This is a genomic window from Buttiauxella sp. JUb87 (assembly GCF_004361975.1).
GTDB classification, from domain to species: Bacteria; Pseudomonadota; Gammaproteobacteria; order Enterobacterales; family Enterobacteriaceae; genus Buttiauxella; species Buttiauxella ferragutiae.
Map to the genome: position 1 here is coordinate 445,332 of NZ_SNVY01000002.1, position 21,445 is coordinate 466,776.

Here is a 21,445-nt window from a genome sequence, read left to right on the forward strand (position 1 = left end):
TTGCCGCCGGTTTTTCTTGATCTCAATCAATTGCGACACGGTATGAAGGTGCAATATATCAATAATAGCTATTTTTATTTAATGCCCATAAATACAGCGATAAATTTTCATATCAGGAACAATCAGACTCAGTCATTAATCATTCAAGAAGGTTTTTAAACTAAAAAAACAGACTGATTATCTCCCGATATAAACGTATTTTTAACTACTTGAAGATACTCATAATGAAAGATAAACCGACAGCTATTATACCGCCTGCTGGCGCAGCGAGTCCGAAAGCGGGGAATAAACACCGCCTGATGATGATGGCGCTGCCGATTATTGTGGCAGTACTTTTACTTTTCGTTCCCGTACCTGAGGGGTTACCTCCTTATGCCTGGCACTACTTCGCCATCTTTGTCGGGGTGATTGTCGGTTTGATCTTTGAACCCTTACCTGGCGCGGTTATCGGTATCACCGGCGTGGTCGTCATCGCCCTTTTCAGTCAGTGGCTTTTGTTCAGCCCTGAGCAACTGGCAGACCCTAAATTTAAGCTGGCCGGGCAATCCTTTAAATGGGCAGTGAGCGGATTTGGAAACTCCACGGTCTGGCTGATTTTCGGCGCCTTTATGTTTGCCGCAGGCTACGATAAGACCCAGTTTGGTCGTCGTCTGGCGCTGATTCTGGTAAAACACCTCGGCCGCCGCAGCCTGACTCTGGGCTACGCCATTGCCTTTGCTGACCTGTTATTAGCCCCTTTCACGCCGTCGAATACCGCACGAAGCGGCGGCACCATTTACCCGATTATTGCCAACCTGCCACCGTTGTACGGTTCAAAACCTAACGATCCCAGCGCTCGCAAGATAGGCTCCTATTTGATGTGGGTCGCGATTACCGCCGCCTGTATCACAAGCTCGATGTTCCTCTCGGCCCTGGCCCCTAACCTGTTGGCGCTGGCGCTGGTGAAAAGCATCGTCGGCATCACTATCTCGTGGGGCACCTGGTTTATCGCCTTCCTGCCGCTGGGTATTCTGCTGCTTCTCACCATGCCGCTGCTCGCTTACTGGTTCTACCCACCGGAAGTGAAGATAAACAATGAAGTCCCATTGTGGGCAACGCGTGAGCTGGAAAAATTGGGCAAGTTATCGCGCAATGAAATCCTGCTGCTGGTGTTCGTTTGCAGCGCACTGATGATGTGGATTTTTGCCGCAGAGTGGATTGAGCCTGCGATGGCTGCACTGTTGATTATCGTCCTGATGCTGTGGACGGGTGTGCTGTCGTGGACAGATATCACGGGCAATAAAGCGGCATGGAACACCTTCGCCTGGTTTGCCACGCTGGTCGCGCTTGCCGATGGCCTCTCTTCCACCGGTTTCATCGCCTGGCTGGGTAAAGAAGGCGGTGAATTAATGCAGGGGATTTCCCCAGGCGTCGCAACGGTAGTACTGCTGTTAGCGTTCTATCTGCTGCACTACCTTTTTGCCAGTACCACCGCGCATACCACAGCGCTTTTGCCTGCCATGCTGACCATTGCCGCCACTATTCCTGGGATGAATATGAATGTCTTCGTCCTGCTGATGGTCACGTCACTCGGTGTGATGGGCATCATCACCCCTTACGGCACAGGCCCGAGCCCGATCTACTACGGTAGTGGTTATCTGCCGACCAAAGATTACTGGCGTCTGGGTAGTATTTTTGGAGCCATTTTCCTCGCGGCCCTTTTATTGATTGGTTATCCTTGGATGTCCATGATGTTCTGATTCATAACCGCCGGAGGCCTCCTTCGGCGGTTTTTATCTTTATGGAGTAAGTGAGCTATGTCGAATAAACCTTTTGTCTATCAGGATCCCTTCCCGCTGGCGTCAGATGAAACCGAATACTATCTGCTCAGCCGTGACCACGTTTCCACCCGCGAGTTTGACGGCCAGCAAGTGCTGAAAATCGAACCCGAGGCGCTGACTTTGCTGGCGCAGCATGCGTTCCACGATGCAGCCTTTATGCTGCGCACTTCTCATCAGAAGCAAGTGGCCTCCATCCTGCTTGACCCACAGGCCAGCGATAACGACAAATACGTCGCGCTTCAATTCCTGCGCAATTCTGAAATTGCCGCCAGAGGGATTCTGCCAACCTGCCAGGATACTGGCACCGCGATCATTATGGGCAAAAAAGGCCACCGCGTATGGACTGATGGCGGCGATGAGGCGGCACTGGCGCGCGGTGTCTACAACACCTATACCCAGGACAATCTGCGCTATTCGCAGAACGTCGCGCTGGATATGTATAAAGAGGTGAATACCAGTACCAACCTGCCTGCGCAAATCGATCTCTACAGTGTTGATGGCGATGAATACAAATTCCTGTGCATGGCAAAAGGGGGCGGCTCGGCCAACAAAACCTATCTTTATCAGGAAACCAAAGCGCTCATCACCCCGGCTAAGTTAAAAAACTATCTGGTCGATAAGATGCGTTCCCTCGGCACTGCCGCTTGCCCGCCTTACCACATCGCGTTTGTTATTGGTGGCACGTCCGCAGAAGCCACGCTGAAAACCGTTAAGCTAGCCTCGACCCGTTGCTACGACGGCCTGCCAACCGAAGGCAACGAACACGGCCAGGCGTTCCGTGACGTGGAACTGGAGCAACAATTGTTGCAAGAAGCGCAGAATCTCGGGCTGGGCGCCCAGTTCGGTGGCAAATACTTCGCTCACGATATCCGCGTGATCCGCCTGCCGCGCCATGGTGCATCCTGCCCAGTTGGCATGGGCGTGTCCTGTTCAGCCGACCGTAATATCAAAGCGAAAATCAACCGCGACGGTATCTGGATTGAGAAACTGGAAAGCAATCCAGGGCAGTATATTCCGCAAGAACTGCGCCAGCAGGGCGAAGGCAGTGTAGTGCGCATCAACCTGAACCAGCCAATGAAAGACATTCTGGCGAGCCTGTCAGCCCATACCGTCTCAACTCGTCTGGCCCTCAGCGGCACCATCATCGTGGCGCGTGATATTGCCCACGCGAAGCTCAAAGAATTGCTGGATAACGGTGAAGCGCTGCCGCAGTACGTAAAAGACCATCCGATCTACTACGCAGGCCCAGCCAAAACGCCAGAGGGTTATGCTTCCGGTTCGTTAGGCCCTACAACGGCTGGTCGTATGGATTCTTATGTGGATCTGCTGCAATCGCACGGCGCGAGCATGATCATGTTGGCGAAGGGTAACCGTAGCCAGCAGGTGACAGATGCCTGCCACAAACATGGTGGTTTTTACCTCGGCAGTATCGGCGGCCCCGCAGCAGTCTTAGCGCAGCAAAGTATTAAGAGCCTGGAATGTGTCGCGTATCCGGAACTGGGGATGGAATCTATCTGGAAAATTGAAGTGGAAGACTTCCCTGCCTTTATCCTTGTTGATGATAAAGGCAACGACTTCTTTCAACAGATCCTGGCAAATTTCTGCACCGGATGTCACTAGGGCGGCTAGCCCTGAGTTTACCTGAATAAAAACGCCCCGTTTACGGGGCGTTTTTATTCAGGTCGGCAAAGCAAAACGGAAGCACGCTCCGGTTTCCGGCCTTTCTACCAACGCAATATCGCTGCCGTGTAGCTGCAACATCTGGCGTACAATCATCAACCCTAAACCGCCGACTCTCACCTGCGACTGGTTCATAATCGAAGGCCGCACAAACAATCCTTCTTTCAGCTCATGCGGGATGCCCGGCCCACTGTCACTGATTTGTACCATCACTTTTTGCCCCTCTTTCCACAGGCGCACCGCAACTGTACCTTGCTCTGGGGTATGACGAATTGCGTTATCCAGCAGGTTAGTTAGCACCCGTTCAATCATCCCCAAATCCGCGTCAATTAATGGCAGCTCTGGCTGGATATCAGCCACTAGCTTTAACTGCCGTGTTTGCGTCATCAGCTCGAATTTCTGGAAGACATCCTGCAATAACTCACTGAGGCAGAAGTGCTCTTTTTGCGGTTTCACCACGCCATATTCAAGACGAGCTAATTCAAACAGTGACTGTGCGAGGATGCGGACTTTCTGGCTCTGTGCTAACGCGGTTTCCAGATAACGTTGTTTTTCCGCTTCAGAAAGCGTCGATGACATCACCGATAAGCTTTCCAGATAACCGTGCATCGAGGTTAATGGTGTGCGCAAATCATGGGAAATATTGGCAATAAACTCGCGACGCAACTGGTCTTGTTGTGAAAGACGATGCCACTGATCTGAAATACGTCGAGCCATCATAATCACCCCCTGGCGCAACAGGCTGATTTCGTCATGGCCCGGAACTTTTTCCAGCGGCAGCTCGGCCATCGCCTTCATCTCGGTCATGCCGCCGGCTTCCAGTGCATTTACCTGGCAGGAAAGCGAACGTAACGGATGAGTAATCCAGCGAAATGCCAGCCAGCCAACGATAAGTCCCAGCAAGGCAACCAGACTTATCGAAAGCAAAACCACTTTTAATAACGTATTAAATTGCGCATCACTAGCCAGCACATTGTAATTTTCGCCCAACAAAATAATGTACAAATAGCCTTTCACTACCCCGTTCTGGTACATCGGTGCCACGCTGAACACTTTTTTGCCATCAACACTACGAGGATCGTCGCCGTAGATCGGATATTGTTTCTCGTTGAGTGCCGTCAAAATTGGTTGCAGATCTACACGATGGCGTTTGATGTGATTTGGTGGCGCAGCGTCGCCGATAATATCGCCTTTCTCATCCAGCAGATAAACTTCAACGCTTGGGTTTACCGTCATCAAATGATCAAACAAGCGGCGCACTGAATCATCATTCAGCCCGTCTTCCCCCAGCAGCGGGTAGCTCTGGTTGATATGCTCGGCAAGCGAGCCAGAAAGTTGCTGAACCACCGCCTGGCTGTACTGCGTACTGGTGCGGATTTGCAGCCACCCCAGCAAAGAGCAAGAGGTGATGAGCAGCAGGGCAAAGACCAGAGTCAGGCGCTGTGAAAGAGAGAGTTTTCGCATGGTTTACTCGTTGCGCAGTGCGATGAATTTATACCCTTTTCCCCACACAGTAAGAATGAATTCAGGCTCTGCGGGGTTGTCTTCAATCTTGATGCGTAAGCGGTTGATATGGGTGTTAACTGTGTGTTCATAGCCTTCGTGTTGATAGCCCCAAACCTGGTTAAGCAGATTCAACCGTGAAAAAACTTTGCCGGGATGTTTGGCAAAAAACCACAGCAGATCGAACTCACGCGGTGTCAGCTCAACAGGCTGTTGTCTGAGGCGCACATCGCGAGCCAGGGGATCAATAGTTAGCCGATCGAAAGTCAGCGTTCCGGCATCCTGCATCAGGTTCTGACTCATCGCTTCCTGGCGGCGGAACAGCGCTTTAACTCGCGCCACGAGTTCCAGCATTGAAAAAGGTTTTGCCAGATAGTCATCCGCGCCAAGCTCCAGCCCCAATACGCGATGCGTTTCGCTTGAGCGAGCGCTGATCATGACGATCGGCGTGTAACGCGTCATGGTTCGCGCATGGCGGCAGATTTCCAGCCCATCAACGCCCGGCAACATAAGATCCAATATCAGCGCATCCCAACCACCCTGTTTGAGCAATTCCAGCCCGAGGGTGCCATCTGCTGCATGCACAATTTCATAGCCTTCTTCCCGCAGGTGCAGTTGCAGAAGTTCAGCAATATTTTCGTCATCCTCAACGATTAATAATTTTTTGGTTTTCATCACTTCTGCCTTATATCCGCTGTTGATAGCAAGTCTATACAACATTCACCCATCGAGTTATCACATTTAATTTAACTTTTCGTGAGGTTTTGGAGAACAGATTTCAGCCACAATCATTTCAACGCAATAACCGGAATTACACGATGGAAAGGCCAATATTTCAGGTTAAACCCGCCCTGGTTCATCCGCTGTGGCTGAGGATTTGCCACTGGTTGAATGCCCTTGCCATGCTGATTATGGTGACAAGTGGATGGCGGATATATAACGCTTCACCGTTGTTTAATTTTACCTTTCCAGCTGAATTAACGCTCGGTGGCTGGCTAGGCGGTGCCTTGCAGTGGCATTTCGCAGGCATGTGGCTATTTGGTATTAATGGCGTGATTTACCTGCTGATTAATATTTTCAGCGGCCGCCTGAAACACAAATTTTGGCCTCTGTCGCCGCGTGCATTAGCCAATGATTTTATTGCCGCACTACGGGGAAAACTGGCTCATGAGGATCTCAGCCACTACAACACTGTGCAGAAACTGGCGTATCTGTTTGTGATGATCGACGGGATCATTCTGGTGTGTTCAGGTCTGGTGGTGTGGAAATCAGTACAGTTTCCGTTATTGCGGGAATTACTCGGCGGTTATGACAATGCACGTTTTATTCATTTTTATGCCATGTCCGCAATGGTGGGGTTTGTCGTCATCCATCTGATTATGGTGGCGCTGGTTCCACGAACTTTACTCGCGATGTTACGTGGCCGATAGGGAAAAATAATGAGCAAAAATAATAAGATTTTTTCTGATTCTGACAAGGCCGCAATTATTCAGGATGCGACACAGCAAATTAATAAACAGTTATCGTCTGAAGGCCGTCGTCGTTTTTTGAAGCAAGGTTTAACCCTCGGTGGTTTAATGATGCTGACCGGCTGCGATATTAGCAGTAATGAATCAGTCGAAAATAGCTTAAGCCGTATTTCACGATTCAATGACCGCGTACAAGGCTGGTTATTTAACGCCAATGATTTGGCACCGGTTTATCCCGAAAGCATGATGACGCGTCCATTCCCTTTTAATGCTTTTTACAGCGAAGACGAAGCGCCTAACATTAACGGCGACGATTATCGCCTGGAGGTTGCGGGACTAGTGGCAGATAAGCGCCCGTGGACGCTGGCACAGCTGCACCAGATGGCGCAGGTTAGCCAGGTCACACGCCATATCTGTGTTGAAGGCTGGAGTGCGATTGGTAAATGGGGCGGCGTACCGTTTTCTTTATTCCTTAAAGGAATTGGCGCTGATTTAAATGCCCGTTATGTCAGTTTTAAATGTGCTGATGATTATTACACCAGCATTGATATGGCAACCGCATTACATCCACAAACCATTATTGCTCTGACTTACGATGGTGAAATATTGCCGCGTAAGTATGGTTTCCCGATGAAATTAAGAATGCCCACCAAGTTGGGTTACAAAAACCCCAAACATATTCAAGTTATAGAAGTCACCAACCGCTATCCCGGTGGTTATTGGGAAGACCAGGGTTATAACTGGTTTGGCGGAAGTTAATCAATGTAGTTAATGAAACGTAAAGGAAAGACAAAATGAAAAAACTCTACACTGCTCTGATGTGCTCAGCATTATTCTTTGGCGTAGCTGGCGCTAATGCTGCGGATAATATGTCTAAAGATTCTATGTCTAAAGATAATATGGCAATGTCTCACGACTGCGGCAAAGATGGCATGAAGAAAGATTGCATGGCTAAAGATGGTATGAAGAAAGATTCCATGTCTAAGGATCATATGTCTAAAGACTCTATGTCTAAAGATTCTATGGCCAAAGATGGCATGTCTAAAGACGAGATGGGTAAAAAGTAATTCTCACACCAACATCAGGATAATGGCAGTTGTCTGAATTTTCAGGCAACTGCCATTTTGACTTTCTAATTTATCAATCTTAGGGGAAAACACTCAGCTTATTTTCGCTCATCGGCGAATCCTATTTAAACAATAGCTCTTGCCAATTATATAGATTGATAATCCTCAAGGAGTCAGATCCTTTTCTTTCACATGATGGGAAACGCATAAAAAGCGTATGACAACCTATGGAAAGGACAACCAGATGAAAAAAATAATAACACTATCCGGGATAGCCATTGCGGGTGTAGTCGTCGGCTATTTTAGCCTGGTGGCTTATGTTTATCACCATGATAATCAAAGAACTGCAGCATTCCCTCCGCAAACCAATCCTTCACCACATAATGTAAAAGTCCTGAATATATTGCAGGAAAAAGGTTGTGACTATTGCCACACGCCTTCGACCAAATTGCCCTTTTATGCTTCATTCCCTGTGGCAAAACAGCTTATGGAGTACGATATTCAACTCGGTTACAAATCGTTTAACCTGACCCAGGTTCGTGAAAGCCTGCTTGATAATAAAGCAGCGCCGCAAAGTGATATCACTAAAATTGAGTGGGTTATGGGACATCAGACCATGCCTCCGACCCGTTATAATGCTCTGCATTGGGCTGGTGTGATGAATCAAGAGGAACGTAACGTTTTACTTGATTGGGTGAAACAGCAGCGGCTGAATTATTACACTACGTCGGATATGGCAGATAATCGCCGTAATGAACCGGTGCAACCTATCCCCAAATCTTTGCCAGTCGATGCTCAAAAGGTCGCACTGGGAATGCGCCTTTACCATGACCCACGACTCTCTGGCGACAACTCCATCTCCTGTGCACATTGTCATCAGCTTGGTGCAGGTGGTGTGGACGGACGTAAAACATCCAGAGGTGTTGGTGGTGAAATTGGCCCGATTAATGCTCCTACCGTCTATAACTCGATATTCAATATCGAACAATTCTGGGATGGACGTGCCGCCGATCTTCAGGCTCAGGCGGGTGGCCCTCCGCTTAACCCTATCGAAATGGCTTCGAAATCCTGGGATGAAATTACCGACAAGCTAAATAAAGACCCGATCCTGACACGCGACTTCACCGCCGTGTATCCACAAGGGTTCTCGGGAACGTCCATAACGGATGCGATTGCCGAGTTTGAGAAGACCCTTATTACGCCGGACTCTCCATTTGATAATTATCTGCGCGGGGATGACAACGCAATCACATCGCAACAGAAACGCGGTTATCAGCTATTTAAAGACAATAAATGTGCCACCTGCCATAGCGGGAAAATACTTGGCGGGCGTTCGTTTGAGCCGCTTGGACTGAAGAAAGACTTTGGTTTTGGTGAGGTCACTGCCGCAGATATCGGGCGCATGAATGTCACTAACGATGTGCGCGACCGTCTGCGCCAAAAAGTCCCGACGTTACGTAACGTCGCCCTGACTGCGCCTTACTTCCACCGCGGAGATGTCGAAACGATGGATGAAGCAGTGAAGCTGATGCTGAAATATCAGGTAGGAACTAGCTTACCGCAAAGCGATGTCGACGACATTGTGGCTTTTCTGAATACGCTAAACGGTGTCTACACGCCTTATCCGGTTAACTAAAACCGTTTGCAGGAAAAGGCAGTTCACCTGAAGTTTCAGGCAACTGCCTTTTTTATTTACCGCCGGCTAAATCGAGGAAACTGCCTGTCACATAGGAGGCTTTATCACTAAGCAGCCAGACGATGGCCTGAGCGACTTCTTCTGGCTGGCCGCCACGTTTCATCGGTAAGAGATCTTTTACCCGATCAACTCGCCCGGCTTCACCACCCGAAGCATGCATTTCGGTATAGATAAAACCAGGACGCACGCAATTGACACGAATCCCCTGCGCCGCAACTTCCACAGAAAGCCCTGTTGTCAGGGTATCAACCGCACCTTTTGACGCCGCATAATCAACATATTCACCAGGTGCGCCCAGACGTGATGCTGCCGACGAGACATTAACTATCGCCCCGCCATTTCCACCATGGCGAATTGCCATGCGTTTGACGGCTTCGCGGCAACAAAGAAAATAACCAGTGACGTTAGTCGCTAACACGCAGTTAATGCGTTCAGCAGTGAGTTCTTCGATGGTGGATTGTTGGAACAGAATGCCCGCGTTGTTGACCAGCGCGGTCACGGGGCCGAAGGCGTTGTCGATTTCGACAAACATTGCCATGACTTGCAGTTCATCGGCGATATCCGCTTTGATAGCAATCGCTTCGCCGCCCGCCGCGTGAATAGTTGAAATCACTTCATCGGCTGCTTGTTTATTACGCTGGTAGTTTACGACGACTTTGTAGCCAGATTGCGCCAGCAGGATGGCGGTGGCTTTACCGATACCACGGCTTGCGCCGGTGACTAATGCGACGGCCATTTTACCTCCAACGTTGTAGCGCCCTCACCCCGCCCCTCTCCCCCAGGAGAGGGAGAAAACCGAACGGATCCCCTCTCCATCAGGGAGAGGGTTAGGGTGAGGGTGGTGTTAAAACTTACTGATATTCGCTCATCGGCACGCAAGAGCAGAACAGATTGCGGTCACCGAACACATCGTCCAGGCGTTTCACGGTCGGCCAGTATTTGTTGCCATGGCCTGTCGGGAACACTGCCAGTTCGCGGGTGTACGGGTGCGTCCAGTCAGCAACGATTTCGTCCTGAGTGTGCGGTGCGTTAACCAGTGGGTTATCTTCCAGCGGCCATTCACCACGCGCAACGCGGTCGATTTCGGTGCGAATAGTCAGCATCGCGTCGATAAAGCGATCCAGCTCCAGTTTGCTTTCAGATTCCGTTGGCTCAACCATCAGCGTACCCGCTACCGGGAACGACATCGTTGGCGCGTGGAAACCGAAGTCAATCAGGCGCTTAGCAATATCCAGCTCGCTGATGCCGGTTTCTTCTTTCAATGGACGAATGTCGAGAATACATTCATGCGCCACATGCCCACTGCGCCCGGTGTAGAGAATCGGGAAAGCAGATTTCAGGCGAGTCGCAATATAGTTGGCATTCAGGATTGCCACCTGGCTTGCCTTCTTCAGACCCTGCGCGCCCATCATGCGGATGTACATCCAGCTGATTGGCAGAATGGATGCGCTACCAAATGGTGCTGCGGAAACCGCGCCCTGCTGAGTCAGCATCTCTTCAATCTGCACCACGCTATGGCCTGGTACAAACGGTGCCAGGTGCGCTTTCACGCCGATTGGCCCCATACCTGGACCGCCACCGCCGTGTGGAATGCAGAAGGTTTTGTGCAGGTTAAGGTGCGAAACATCCGCGCCGATGTAACCCGGAGAAGTGATCCCCACCTGTGCGTTCATGTTCGCGCCATCCAGATAAACCTGGCCGCCGAACTGATGCACGATCTGACACACTTCACGGATCGTTTCTTCGTACACGCCGTGGGTTGACGGGTAAGTCACCATGATACAAGACAGCGCATCGCCAGCCTGTTCGGCTTTCAGACGCAGATCGTGAAGATCGATATTGCCTTGTTTATCACACGCCACCACGACCACTTCCATGCCAGCCATTTGCGCTGACGCCGGGTTGGTGCCGTGAGCAGAACTTGGGATCAAGCACAGATTACGGCTGCCTTCGTTACGGCTTTCGTGATAACGACGAATCGCCAGCAGGCCCGCATATTCGCCCTGAGCACCGGAGTTTGGCTGCATACACAGCGCATCGTAACCGGTGAGTTTCACCAGCCAGTCAGACAGCTGGGAAATCATCTGATGGTAACCTTCCGCCTGGTTTGCCGGGCAGAACGGGTGCAGTTCGGCAAATTCCGGCCAGGTGATTGGGATCATTTCAGCGGCCGCGTTCAGCTTCATGGTGCAAGAGCCGAGTGGGATCATCGCCTGGTTGAGCGCCAGATCTTTGCGCTCAAGCGAGTGCATATAACGCATCATTTCGGTTTCGCTGTGGTAGCGATTGAACACCGGATGCGTCAGGAATTCGTCATTACGCACCATAGCTGCCGGTATAGACAGGCTGTCACCCGCAACGTTTTGATCTAATTTGTCGATGTCCAGACCGTGGTTATCGCCCAGCAACACCGTGAACAGCGCCTGCACATCTTCGCGGGTAGTCGCTTCATCCAGCGTGATGCCAACCGCGTTCAGAATATCGCTACGCAGGTTGATTTCATTGGCTTCGGCGCGTGCCAACACAGCGGCTTTATCGCTGACTTCAACACACAGAGTGTCGAACCAATGTTTGTGACGCAGCACCAGACCTTTTTGTTGCAGGCCAGCCGCCAGAATATCGGTCAGACGGTGGATACGCCCGGCAATACGTTTCAGGCCAGCCGGGCCATGGAACACCGCATACAGACTGGCGATGTTTGCCAGCAGAACCTGGGAAGTACAAATATTGGAGTTGGCTTTTTCGCGGCGGATATGTTGCTCGCGAGTTTGCATCGCCATGCGCAGCGCAGTCCGGCCCGCAGCATCGCGGGAAACACCGATAATACGGCCTGGCATAGAACGTTTGAATTCATCACGGGCTGCGAAGAATGCAGCATGCGGGCCACCGTAACCCATTGGCACGCCAAAACGCTGTGCGGAACCAAATACGATGTCAGCACCTTGTTTACCAGGTGCAGTCAGCAGAACCAGTGTCATAAAGTCAGCGGCAACACTCACGATGACTTTACGCTGTTTCAGCTCAACAATCAGAGCGCTGTAGTCATGGACTTCACCGGTGGTACCCACTTGTTGCAGCAGCACGCCAAACACGTCCTGATGATCGAGCACTTTCGCCGCGTCATCAACGATGACGTCGAAGCCGAAGGTTTCAGCACGGGTGCGTACTACGTCCAGCGTCTGTGGATGTACGTCGGCGGCAACAAAGAAGCGGTTGGCGTTCTTCAGTTTGCTGACGCGTTTAGCCATCGCCATCGCTTCTGCGGCAGCGGTTGCTTCGTCCAGCAAAGAAGCCGAGGCGATATCAAGACCGGTTAAATCCAGAGTCACTTGCTGGAAGTTAAGCAGAGCTTCAAGACGGCCTTGTGAAACTTCAGGCTGGTACGGGGTGTACGCGGTATACCAGCCTGGGTTTTCGAGCATGTTACGCAAGATGACAGGTGGCGTTTGCACCGCGGTGTAACCCATGCCGATATAGGTTTTAAAACACTTGTTACGTCCGGCAATGGTCTTTAATTCAGCCAGGGCCGCGAATTCCGTAGCAGCCTCACCCACCTGCGGTGGCTCAGCAAGCTGGATATCAGCAGGAACGATTGAAGCAATCAGCTCGTTAAGCGAACGAGCACCTACTGTTTCCAGCATTTCATGTTGCTGTTGTGCGTTCGGTCCAATGTGACGGTCGATAAACGCTTCGTGATTTTCAAGCTGACGTAAAGACTGGGTCATGAGCGGTGATTCCTGATGTGTGTTTCCCCCTTCTCCCTCAGGGAGAGGGCCGGGGTGAGGGTTGATGTGCTGATATTCCCCTCACCCTAACCCTCTCCCCAAAGGGGCGAGGGGATGAGTCGGTGTCGATTACTCGTCTTCTAACAGCGCTTCGTACGCCGTTGCATCCAGCAATTCGTCCAGTTCGGATTCGTCGCTAGCTTTGATTTTGAAGATCCAACCGCCAGTGTATGGCTCGCTGTTGATAAGCTCTGGCGTATCGCTCAGCTCGTTGTTCACAGCGATGATTTCACCGCTGATAGGTGCGTAAATGTCAGAGGCCGCTTTTACAGATTCAGCCACGGCGCAATCATCGCCAGTGCTGACCGTGGAGCCAACGTCTGGCAGGTCGACAAACACCATATCGCCCAGCAGCTCTTGCGCGTGTTCGGTGATACCTACGGTGTAAGACCCATCAGCTTCTTTACGCAGCCATTCGTGTTCTTTGCTGTATTTCAATTCGTTCGGCACATTGCTCATTGTTTTTCTCCTGATTTCGAAATTCACTGCGCGACAGCTTTACCGCCGCGAACAAAAATAGGTTTAGTCACTTTCACCGGCATTTCTCGGTTACGGATTTGCACAATGGCTGTTTCGCCAATGCCCGCAGGAACGCGTGCCAGAGCAATGCTGTAGCCCAACGTTGGTGAGAATGTCCCGCTGGTGATTACGCCTTCATGAATGTTGCCTGATTCATCCGTAAAGCGAACAGGCAGCTCATTACGTAATACGCCTTTTTCGGTCATGATCAAGCCAACGAGCTGGTCGGTGCCTTTCTCGCGCTGGAGTTCCAGTGCTTCACGGCCAATGAAATCGCGGTCTTCTGGCTGCCAGGCGATGGTCCAGCCCATATTGGCAGCCAGCGGAGAAACGCTTTCATCCATTTCCTGGCTGTAGAGGTTCATGCCGGATTCCAGACGTAGTGTGTCACGCGCGCCCAGTCCGCAAGGCTTCACGCCAACCTCAACGAGTTGCGCCCAAAATTCGGCCGCTTTCTCATTTGGCATAGCAATTTCGTAACCCGCTTCGCCGGTATAACCGGTGGTCGCAACAAACAGGTCACCCGCCTGAACACCGAAGAAGGGTTTCATGCCTGCCACTGCTTTACGCTGTTCTTCGGTAAACAGCTGCGCAGCTTTGGCCTGAGCGTTTGGCCCCTGAACGGCAATCAGCGCCAGGTCATCACGCACGGTGACAGAAACGCTGAACGGTTCGGCGTGTTGATTAATCCAGGCCAGGTCTTTTTCACGCGTGGCGGAATTCACCACCAGGCGGAAATAATCTTCGCTCTGGAAATAGATAATCAGGTCATCGATGACACCGCCGGAGGCGTTGAGCATGGCGGTGTAGAGGGCTTTACCCGGCTGGGTCAGTTTGGCAACGTCGTTTGCCACTAAGTAACGGAGGAATTCGCGGGTACGGCTGCCTTTAAGATCAACAATGGTCATGTGTGAAACATCAAACATACCGGCATCGTTGCGCACTGCGTGGTGCTCATCAATCTGCGACCCATAGTGCAATGGCATCATCCAGCCATGGAAATCCACCATACGTGCACCGCAGAGATTGTGCTGTTCAAACAAAGGGGTCTTTTGAGTCATTTTTTCCTCTTTAACCATCTGGTTGAAAAGCGCTGTTCGCTTTCCTTTTCGTCAGACGAAACCCAGCATCACCATCGATCCCGAGGGCGACGCAAACGTTACCTTTTGTCTGAACTTACCACTGAATGGGGGAGTAAACCATAAGGCACAAACCGTCATTGCATTAGCTTATGACCAAAACCAGGGAGGCATGATGCAGAGTATTCGACTGCAAAAATGCGAGACGCTGCGCATAATTAAGAAGTGTTTAAGTCAAAATTTAGTGTTAGCTAACATTTACGACCATTTCAGAAACAATTTCACTACAACGCTAAAAACGTGGGATGAGAAAAAGTAATCCGAGATAAGGGGTGAGATTAGAATTTTTCAAATGAGGGAAGGTGATCTCAGTCACATTGGATGCGCTAAGTCATTCGAGTTGCAGCGCTGCGGCTGCAACTCGCAAGTATGAGGAGTGTTTAACGAAGCCAGCTCGGTAAATCGTGTAGCCCCATCGCCTGACGGACAAGCTTTGATTTCACACCAGGAAGGGTATCAGCCAGTTTCAGGCCAATATCACGCAGCAGTTTCTTCGCCGGATTTTGACCGGCAAATAGGTCACGGAAACCCTGCATGCTGGCAAGCATCATCGCCGCACTGTGCTTGCGGCTGCGCTCGTAACGCCGTAGATATAAATACTGGCCGATGTCTTTACCCTGGCGGTGCAAACGACGCACTTCATCAATCAGTTCAGCGGCATCCATAAACCCAAGGTTCACACCCTGCCCGGCTAACGGATGGATGGTGTGTGCGGCGTCGCCCACCAGCGCCAGACGGTGCGCGGCAAAATTACGCGCGTAGCGGCCAGTCAACGGGAACACCTGGCGTTCACTTTCAACGTGACACAATCCAAGGCGCATATCGAATGCCACCGACAGCGCCTGGTTAAATTCTTCAGCACTCGCCTGTTGCAGACGTTCCGCTTCCAGCGGTGACAACGACCAGACAATCGAACATAAATGTGGGTCGCTTAACGGCAGGAAAGCCAGAATGCCCTCGCCGTGAAATATCTGGCGAGCCACCGCTTGATGGGGTTCAGTAGTGCGAATGGTCGCCACCAACGCATGATGGCGATAATCCCAAAACGTCAGTGGAATATCCGCCTGGTTACGCAGCCAGGAGTTTGCGCCATCAGCACCAACCACTAAGCGTGCAGTCAGCATCGCACCGTCTTTAAGGGTAATAAACGCTTCGTTTTCACCCCATGCGACTTGCTGCAATTCGGCAGGCGCCATCAGGGTGACATCGCTGCATTGTTCCGCGCGTTGCCATAAAGCATGATGGATAACGGCGTTTTCGACGATGTGACCAAGGTGACTGAAGCCAAAGGTTTTATCGTCAAAAGCGATATGCCCAAAGCTGTCTTGATCCCACACTTCCATGCCGTGATAACAACTGGCACGCTGGGCGATAATTTTCGGCCACGCGCCAAGGTGAGTCAGCAACTTTTCGCTGGCGGCATTGATGGCCGAGACACGTAAAGCCGGGGCAGATTCAGGTGCTTGCGGCTGTGGAAGATGGTTCTCCAGCACCGCAACACGCAAACCGCTGCCTTGCAGGCCGCAGGCAACCGCCAGACCCACCATGCCACCACCAACAATCGCCACATCAACGCTTTGCAAATTACTCTCCTTTAACAAACCTGTTTTAACGCGCAACCCAGCCGAGAGTACGCTCAGCCAGCGCGTCTCGCGCTGGGGTAAAATGTTCTATCGCCATCAGCCCAAGATTGCGCCCCATCACCAGTGGAGCCCAATGGTTAGCGAATACCTGAACTAAGCCATCGGTCACGCCAATGGTGGCAATTTTATCTTCGCTACGACGTTGCTGATATTCAGCCAGAACTGCATAACTGCCAATATCCTGGGCAGCTTCATGTGCAGCGGCGAGGTTTTCAGCCAGCGACATCACATCGCGCAGGCCGAGGTTAAAGCCTTGCCCGGCAATCGGATGTAGCGTTTGCGCAGCATTGCCCACTAGCGCAACGCGGTGAGAAACCGACTGCGTCGCCGTGGTCAGTGCCAGCGGATATTGCGCGCGCGCGCCCGCATGTGTGATTCGCCCAAGCCGCCAGCCAAATGCGCGTTGCAGTTCATTACAAAATTGCTCGTCATCCCACTGGGCAATTTCAGCCTGAGCGGATAATGGATGGCACCACACCAGCGAACAACGTCCGTCGGACATCGGTAACATCGCCAGCGGGCCGTGCTCGGTAAAACGCTCAAACGCGCGCCCGTTGTGCGGTTGTGAAGTGGTGATGTTGGCGATCACCGCAACCTGATGGTAATCCTGTTGCTGCCAGGTAATGCCAGATTGCGCGGCGAGCGGCGAGCGAGAGCCATCCGCCGCCACCAGCAATTTACCTTCAATACGCTCACCGTTATCCAACTGGACGCTGACTTTATCGGTTTCACGGGTGAACGAGGCAACGCGCTGCGGGCAATGTAATGCCACGCCCGGTGCTTTGCGCAGTAAAGCGAACAAACGCAGCCCGACATCATGCAGTTCCACGACTTGCCCTAGTGCCGGAATCTGATAATCCTGCGCATCCAGCGTGACGAAACCGGCATGGCCGCGATCGCTGACATGAACCGTGGTAATCGGGGTTGCACAGTCTTTGATGGCAGGCCACACGCCGATACGCGTCAATTGCTGGCAAGTCCCCTGCGCAATCGCGATAGCTCGCGCATCAAAACCAGGATGCGCCGCAGATTCCGGGGCCACCGCTTCAATTAAATGAACCGGCAACTTACCGTGAGTTAAACGGGAAATAGCCAGCGCCAGCGTCGCCCCAGCCATGCCTCCGCCGACAATAATCACGCTCATGAGTGACGCGCCGCCGCCATTAACGCTTCGATGTCGTCTGCCGACTTCACTACGCTGGCTGTCAGGTTTTCATTGCCGGTGGCGGTGATGAGGATATCGTCTTCAATACGAATCCCAATACCGCGGTACTCGGCGGGAACATCTGCATCAGGCGCGATATACAAACCAGGCTCCACGGTAATCACCATTCCAGGCTCAAGCTTGCGTGAACGATCCGCGCCATAAACGCCGACGTCGTGAACATCCAGCCCTAACCAATGGCTCAGACCATGCATAAAGAACGGACGGTGCGCGTTTTCGGCGATCAACTTATCTACGTCACCGTGGAGAATGCCGAGCTTGACCAGGCCCGTCACCATAATGCGAATCACTTGCGTGGTGACTTCCTGCATTGAGGTGCCAGGGCGATAGAGTTGCAGAGAGGTTTCGAGGGATTCGAGCACGATGTCGTAAATCGCCCGCTGCGGTGCGCTAAATTTACCGTTCACCGGGAAGGTACGCGTGATATCGCCCGCATAGCCGTGGTATTCACAACCGGCGTCGATCAGTACCAAATCGCCATCGCGCATTTGGCTCTCGTTTTCGGTGTAATGCAGAATGCAGGCATTTTCACCGCTGCCAACAATGGTGTTGTAAGACGGGAAGCGCGCACCGTGGCGGTTAAATTCGTGAAGGATTTCACCTTCGAGCTGATATTCAAACATCCCTGGACGGCATTTTTCCATCGCTCGGGTATGCCCAAGTGCGGTGATTTCACCGGCACGACGCATCAGCGCAATTTCTTCTTCCGACTTAAACAGACGCTGTTCGTGAACCCACGGACGCCAGTCAGTTAAGGTAGCCGGAGCGGTGAGATTCTGGCGAGAACCGCGGCGTAGTTTATCGAGTGCAGCAAAAACGATGGTGTCAGCCCAGGCATATTCGCCCTGCGCGTGGTAAACCACATCGAGGCCATTAAGCAGTTGGTGCAACTGTTCGCCGATTTCGGAGAACGCCAGCGCACGGTCAACGCCCAGTTTTTCTGGTGCGGCTTCCTGGCCCAGACGGCGACCAAACCATATTTCAGCGGTTTTATCGCGCAGGCGGTTAAACAGAACGCTGTGGTTGTGGGTTTCGTCGCTTTTAATCAACACCAATACCGCTTCAGGTTCGTTAAAACCGGTGAAGTACCAGAAATCGCTATTCTGGCGATACGGGTATTCGCTGTCGGCACTGCGTGTTACCTCGGGAGCGGCAAAGATGAGCGCGGCGCTTGCCGGAGCCATTTTGGCCAACAACGCCTGGCGGCGCCGGAGAAATTCGTGCTGATTCATCACACCTCCTGAAGCTTATTATTTTTAGTGTAGCGTTGGTTTTTGCACTTCTGGCGCGGTCGGAACCGGGCGGGTAAAGGTGTCGTGACACAGCAATGCCGCCACGCGCACGTACTCGACGATCTCTTCGAGCGACATTTCCAGCTCTTCTTGATCTTCGTCTTCGTCGTAACCCAATTGCGCGATGTTACGCAAATCGTCGATAGCTTCACCGGTTTCACCGGTCACTTTATCGAGCTTAGGTTGCGTGACACCCAGGCCAAGTAAGAAATGGTTTACCCACCCCGCCAGCGCATCAGCTCGCTGGAATACCGTTACGTCGTCGCCATCTGGCAGGTAAAGCTGGAACAGAAAACCGTCATCTTCAAGCGAATCACCGGTTGCACCATGCATCTGGCGCAGAGTATCCGCAAGGTTTTGGCTGAAGGCCAGGCCTTCGTTTGTCAGGTCATGAAGCAGCGGTTGCCAGCTGGTGTCTTGATTACCACCGCATAGCATACCGCTGATTAAGCCGTGCATTTCTGAAGGCGTCATACCGACACCTTGTTGGTTCAATAGTTGGCCGACTAAGTCGTAGTCAGGCATAGTGTTCTGTATAGACATGCGCATTCGCCATCGTTGGCTGTGAGAGTTCATGTTATGCTACCACCAGGGACCCCAAGGCACCAGAAAAGGGCTTGTATCTTCATTTCGGGATAGCTATAGTGACGCCCCTTTCGTAGCCTGGCACAGGTTAGCGAGAGGCAGGCGAGTTAACAGCAGGAAGGTGGCATGTCTGCACAACCAGTCGATATCCAAATTTTCGGTCGTTCATTGCGCGTGAATTGTCCGCCTGAACAACAGGATGCACTGAATCTTGCGGCTCAAGAGCTTGATCAGCGGTTGCAAGATTTAAAAGTTCGCACTAGAGTCACAAATACTGAGCAGTTAGTTTTCATCGCAGCATTGAACATTTGCTACGAATTGGCTCAGGAAAAATCGAAAACCCGCGACTACGCTTCTAACATGGAAGAACGTATTCGGATGTTACAGCAGACCATCGAACAAGCGTTGCTTGAGCAAGGTCGCATAACTGAAAGACAGGGTCCAAATTTTGAATAACACTTCACGGTTACCTATGGTAGAGTAACTTTGAAGACCAAATTTCTCTGAGATGTTTGCATGCGGGCCAGTCCCCTGAGCCGATATTTCATACCACAAGAATGTGGTGCTCCAGATTCTGTGAGCATGCTCGGTCCGTCCGAGAAGCCTGATGATTCTGACGCTGCATTCACCTTGAACCAAGGGTTCAAGGGTTACAGCCTGCGGCGGCATCTCGGAGATTCCCTCTTTCTACCAACCAGTCATCGCTATGACGAAAATTCAGCTAATTCCATCGCTTCGACAAGAAATCAGACAACACATTCGGCAACGACGCCGTGCGCTTACCCCCACTGAACAACAACACTTTGCTCATCTTGCAGCCGAACGAATGCTGGCATATCAGCCGGTAACCGATGCCGGTACCGTCGCCCTGTTTTTGTCATTTGATGGCGAACTGGACACCACACCACTCATCCGTGCGTTATGGCGAGCAGGAAAATCGGTCTATCTACCGGTGCTTCATCCATTCAGCAAAGGCAACCTGTTGTTTTTGCGCTATAGCGAAAATAGCCATTTGGTGATGAATCGCCTGAAGATTCTTGAGCCGAAGCTTGATGTCCGTGATGTATTGCCGCTGGATAAACTGGATGTGCTGATTACGCCATTAGTCGCGTTTGATGAGCAAGGACAAAGGCTGGGAATGGGCGGTGGTTTCTACGACAGGACGTTGCAAAACTGGCAGCAGCATGGTTTGTGGCCGGTTGGGCTGGCACATGATTGCCAGCATGTTCCGGCCTTACCCGCTGAAGAGTGGGATATTCCCTTGCCCGCAGTGGTGACGCCATCGCGAGTTTGGGAATGGTAGCGTCAGGCGATACGCAGCTTGAGCAGTTGTTTGGTATGCCAGTATTGCAATATCAAGACCGTGGTCAGTGCGCCAAGAAGCGCACAAAACATATCTGATTGCGTGTCCCAAATATCACCCTGAGTCCCCAAAAACTCGTCAGCCCCCTGCCCCAATGCCAGCGCTGCCGCCCATTCAATCAGTTCATATACGGCACTGATGGCGAGTGCTATGCAGCACACCAGAAACGCGACCATTTTGCGCCCATGAACATAGCCACCACGAATCAAAATCTCACGTGCCGCCAGCGCAGGAACTAGCCCCTGGAAAAAATGGCCAAGCTTGTCATAGGGATTACGACTCAGACCCAACCACTCCTGAACCTCAAAACCCATCGGCACTTTGGCGTAGGTGTATAAACCGCCAACCATCAAAATAATGGCATGCAGGAAAATCAAAAAATAGAGCAATGGCGTAAGGGGAAAACGCGAGTGGGTCGCTAAAAGCAGAGGAACAATGATAATGACTGGAGTCACTTCCATCAGCCAGGTGAGCCGATCCGTAGTGCTAAACCCCGTATAGATGAGAATCAGCAGAAGTATAAAGGCACCGGATTTTAAGAATGTACTGGTCATGTAGCTTCGCCGTATGACTAAAAGCTTAACTATCAGTGGGACACGCGAAAAAAACAACTCTGGAAACGGATTTTAAGAGTCAAGTAGGGAGCCAGATTAGCTCCC

19 protein-coding genes and 1 other RNA gene are annotated in these 21,445 nt (G+C 51.6%); 9 read left to right on the forward strand and 11 right to left on the reverse strand.

The features are described from left to right. Positions 1–224: 224 nt before the first annotated feature. The gene (locus tag EC843_RS10275; RefSeq protein WP_133522211.1) at positions 225–1,739 is read left to right on the forward strand and encodes an anion permease; all 1,515 of its coding nucleotides are present in this window, start codon (positions 225–227) and stop codon (positions 1,737–1,739) included. A 57-nt stretch (positions 1,740–1,796) separates the two neighbouring features. After that, the gene (fumA, locus tag EC843_RS10280) at positions 1,797–3,440 is read left to right on the forward strand and encodes a class I fumarate hydratase FumA (RefSeq protein WP_133522212.1); all 1,644 of its coding nucleotides are present in this window, start codon (positions 1,797–1,799) and stop codon (positions 3,438–3,440) included. 57 nt (positions 3,441–3,497) lie between these two features. On the opposite strand, the gene EC843_RS10285 is transcribed toward fumA, so the two are convergent. Then, the gene (locus EC843_RS10285) at positions 3,498–4,964 is read right to left on the reverse strand and encodes an ATP-binding protein (RefSeq protein ID WP_064543647.1); all 1,467 of its coding nucleotides are present in this window, start codon (positions 4,962–4,964) and stop codon (positions 3,498–3,500) included. 3 nt (positions 4,965–4,967) lie between these two features. After that, complete coding sequence (locus tag EC843_RS10290; protein ID WP_064543645.1) at positions 4,968–5,681, reverse strand: response regulator transcription factor; 714 nt, start codon at positions 5,679–5,681, stop codon at positions 4,968–4,970. Between the two features lie 140 nt (positions 5,682–5,821). On the opposite strand from EC843_RS10290, the gene EC843_RS10295 reads away from it, so the two are divergent. The 4 genes from EC843_RS10295 to EC843_RS10310 all read left to right on the forward strand — a co-directional run bounded on the left by EC843_RS10295 (position 5,822) and on the right by EC843_RS10310 (position 9,175). Then, positions 5,822–6,433, forward strand: a complete 612-nt coding sequence (locus EC843_RS10295) for a cytochrome b/b6 domain-containing protein (protein WP_133522213.1) — start codon at positions 5,822–5,824, stop codon at positions 6,431–6,433. Positions 6,434–6,442: 9 nt separating this feature from the next. Beyond that, positions 6,443–7,231 (forward strand): molybdopterin-dependent oxidoreductase, encoded by a 789-nt coding sequence (locus EC843_RS10300; protein ID WP_064543642.1) that lies wholly within the window; start codon positions 6,443–6,445, stop codon positions 7,229–7,231. A 35-nt stretch (positions 7,232–7,266) separates the two neighbouring features. Then, positions 7,267–7,539 (forward strand): pentapeptide MXKDX repeat protein, encoded by a 273-nt coding sequence (locus EC843_RS10305; protein WP_133522214.1) that lies wholly within the window; start codon positions 7,267–7,269, stop codon positions 7,537–7,539. A gap of 244 nt (positions 7,540–7,783) precedes the next feature. After that, positions 7,784–9,175 (forward strand): cytochrome-c peroxidase, encoded by a 1,392-nt coding sequence (locus EC843_RS10310; RefSeq protein WP_064543638.1) that lies wholly within the window; start codon positions 7,784–7,786, stop codon positions 9,173–9,175. Between the two features lie 52 nt (positions 9,176–9,227). On the opposite strand, the gene EC843_RS10315 is transcribed toward EC843_RS10310, so the two are convergent. From EC843_RS10315 to EC843_RS10350, 8 genes are all read right to left on the reverse strand, one after another. After that, complete coding sequence (locus tag EC843_RS10315; protein WP_133522215.1) at positions 9,228–9,971, reverse strand: SDR family oxidoreductase; 744 nt, start codon at positions 9,969–9,971, stop codon at positions 9,228–9,230. A 115-nt stretch (positions 9,972–10,086) separates the two neighbouring features. Further along, positions 10,087–12,960, reverse strand: coding sequence for an aminomethyl-transferring glycine dehydrogenase (gene gcvP, locus EC843_RS10320; RefSeq protein WP_064543634.1), 2,874 nt, complete (start codon positions 12,958–12,960; stop codon positions 10,087–10,089). Positions 12,961–13,089: 129 nt separating this feature from the next. Beyond that, positions 13,090–13,479: a glycine cleavage system protein GcvH gene (gene gcvH / locus EC843_RS10325; RefSeq protein ID WP_064543631.1), complete on the reverse strand. Its 390-nt coding sequence runs from the start codon at positions 13,477–13,479 to the stop codon at positions 13,090–13,092. 23 nt (positions 13,480–13,502) lie between these two features. Next, entirely contained in the window at positions 13,503–14,600 is a 1,098-nt protein-coding gene (gene gcvT, locus EC843_RS10330; RefSeq protein WP_064543775.1) for a glycine cleavage system aminomethyltransferase GcvT, read from the reverse strand. A 458-nt stretch (positions 14,601–15,058) separates the two neighbouring features. Next, entirely contained in the window at positions 15,059–16,261 is a 1,203-nt protein-coding gene (gene ubiI, locus EC843_RS10335; protein WP_121814924.1) for an FAD-dependent 2-octaprenylphenol hydroxylase, read from the reverse strand. A 25-nt stretch (positions 16,262–16,286) separates the two neighbouring features. Beyond that, positions 16,287–17,465, reverse strand: a complete 1,179-nt coding sequence (ubiH, locus tag EC843_RS10340; RefSeq protein ID WP_064543627.1) for a 2-octaprenyl-6-methoxyphenyl hydroxylase — start codon at positions 17,463–17,465, stop codon at positions 16,287–16,289. Continuing rightward, positions 17,462–18,778, reverse strand: coding sequence for a Xaa-Pro aminopeptidase (pepP, locus tag EC843_RS10345; protein WP_133522216.1), 1,317 nt, complete (start codon positions 18,776–18,778; stop codon positions 17,462–17,464). The genes ubiH and pepP overlap by 4 nt, the downstream gene beginning before the upstream one ends. 24 nt (positions 18,779–18,802) lie before the next feature. Then, positions 18,803–19,381: a YecA family protein gene (locus tag EC843_RS10350; protein ID WP_064543623.1), complete on the reverse strand. Its 579-nt coding sequence runs from the start codon at positions 19,379–19,381 to the stop codon at positions 18,803–18,805. Between the two features lie 168 nt (positions 19,382–19,549). Here EC843_RS10350 and zapA point away from each other — a divergent pair, with 168 nt between their 5' ends. The 3 genes from zapA (at position 19,550) to EC843_RS10365 (ending at position 20,726) form a co-directional block, all read left to right on the forward strand. Beyond that, positions 19,550–19,879 (forward strand): cell division protein ZapA, encoded by a 330-nt coding sequence (gene zapA / locus EC843_RS10355; RefSeq protein ID WP_034498319.1) that lies wholly within the window; start codon positions 19,550–19,552, stop codon positions 19,877–19,879. A gap of 41 nt (positions 19,880–19,920) precedes the next feature. Then, a non-coding RNA gene (gene ssrS / locus EC843_RS10360) (6S RNA) lies at positions 19,921–20,104 on the forward strand. A gap of 25 nt (positions 20,105–20,129) precedes the next feature. Beyond that, positions 20,130–20,726 (forward strand): 5-formyltetrahydrofolate cyclo-ligase, encoded by a 597-nt coding sequence (locus tag EC843_RS10365; RefSeq protein WP_064543621.1) that lies wholly within the window; start codon positions 20,130–20,132, stop codon positions 20,724–20,726. A gap of 2 nt (positions 20,727–20,728) precedes the next feature. On the opposite strand, the gene EC843_RS10370 is transcribed toward EC843_RS10365, so the two are convergent. Continuing rightward, on the reverse strand, positions 20,729–21,340 hold the full coding sequence (locus tag EC843_RS10370; RefSeq protein ID WP_064543619.1) for a DUF2238 domain-containing protein: 612 nt from the start codon (positions 21,338–21,340) through the stop codon (positions 20,729–20,731). Between the last annotated feature and the right edge of the window lie 105 nt (positions 21,341–21,445).

Bases quoted from the DNA above. Each gene is read 5' to 3' on its own strand.
- EC843_RS10275 (WP_133522211.1), top strand. From the start codon at position 225: ATGAAAGATAAACCGACAGCTATTATACCGCCTGCTGGCGCAGCGAGT.
- fumA (WP_133522212.1), top strand. From the start codon at position 1,797: ATGTCGAATAAACCTTTTGTCTATCAGGATCCCTTCCCGCTGGCGTCA.
- EC843_RS10285 (WP_064543647.1), bottom strand. From the start codon at position 4,964: ATGCGAAAACTCTCTCTTTCACAGCGCCTGACTCTGGTCTTTGCCCTG.
- EC843_RS10295 (WP_133522213.1), top strand. From the start codon at position 5,822: ATGGAAAGGCCAATATTTCAGGTTAAACCCGCCCTGGTTCATCCGCTG.
- EC843_RS10300 (WP_064543642.1), top strand. From the start codon at position 6,443: ATGAGCAAAAATAATAAGATTTTTTCTGATTCTGACAAGGCCGCAATT.
- EC843_RS10305 (WP_133522214.1), top strand. From the start codon at position 7,267: ATGAAAAAACTCTACACTGCTCTGATGTGCTCAGCATTATTCTTTGGC.
- EC843_RS10310 (WP_064543638.1), top strand. From the start codon at position 7,784: ATGAAAAAAATAATAACACTATCCGGGATAGCCATTGCGGGTGTAGTC.
- EC843_RS10315 (WP_133522215.1), bottom strand. From the start codon at position 9,971: ATGGCCGTCGCATTAGTCACCGGCGCAAGCCGTGGTATCGGTAAAGCC.
- gcvP (WP_064543634.1), bottom strand. From the start codon at position 12,960: ATGACCCAGTCTTTACGTCAGCTTGAAAATCACGAAGCGTTTATCGAC.
- gcvH (WP_064543631.1), bottom strand. From the start codon at position 13,479: ATGAGCAATGTGCCGAACGAATTGAAATACAGCAAAGAACACGAATGG.
- gcvT (WP_064543775.1), bottom strand. From the start codon at position 14,600: ATGACTCAAAAGACCCCTTTGTTTGAACAGCACAATCTCTGCGGTGCA.
- ubiH (WP_064543627.1), bottom strand. From the start codon at position 17,465: ATGAGCGTGATTATTGTCGGCGGAGGCATGGCTGGGGCGACGCTGGCG.
- pepP (WP_133522216.1), bottom strand. From the start codon at position 18,778: ATGAATCAGCACGAATTTCTCCGGCGCCGCCAGGCGTTGTTGGCCAAA.
- EC843_RS10350 (WP_064543623.1), bottom strand. From the start codon at position 19,381: ATGTCTATACAGAACACTATGCCTGACTACGACTTAGTCGGCCAACTA.
- zapA (WP_034498319.1), top strand. From the start codon at position 19,550: ATGTCTGCACAACCAGTCGATATCCAAATTTTCGGTCGTTCATTGCGC.
- EC843_RS10365 (WP_064543621.1), top strand. From the start codon at position 20,130: ATGACGAAAATTCAGCTAATTCCATCGCTTCGACAAGAAATCAGACAA.
- EC843_RS10370 (WP_064543619.1), bottom strand. From the start codon at position 21,340: ATGACCAGTACATTCTTAAAATCCGGTGCCTTTATACTTCTGCTGATT.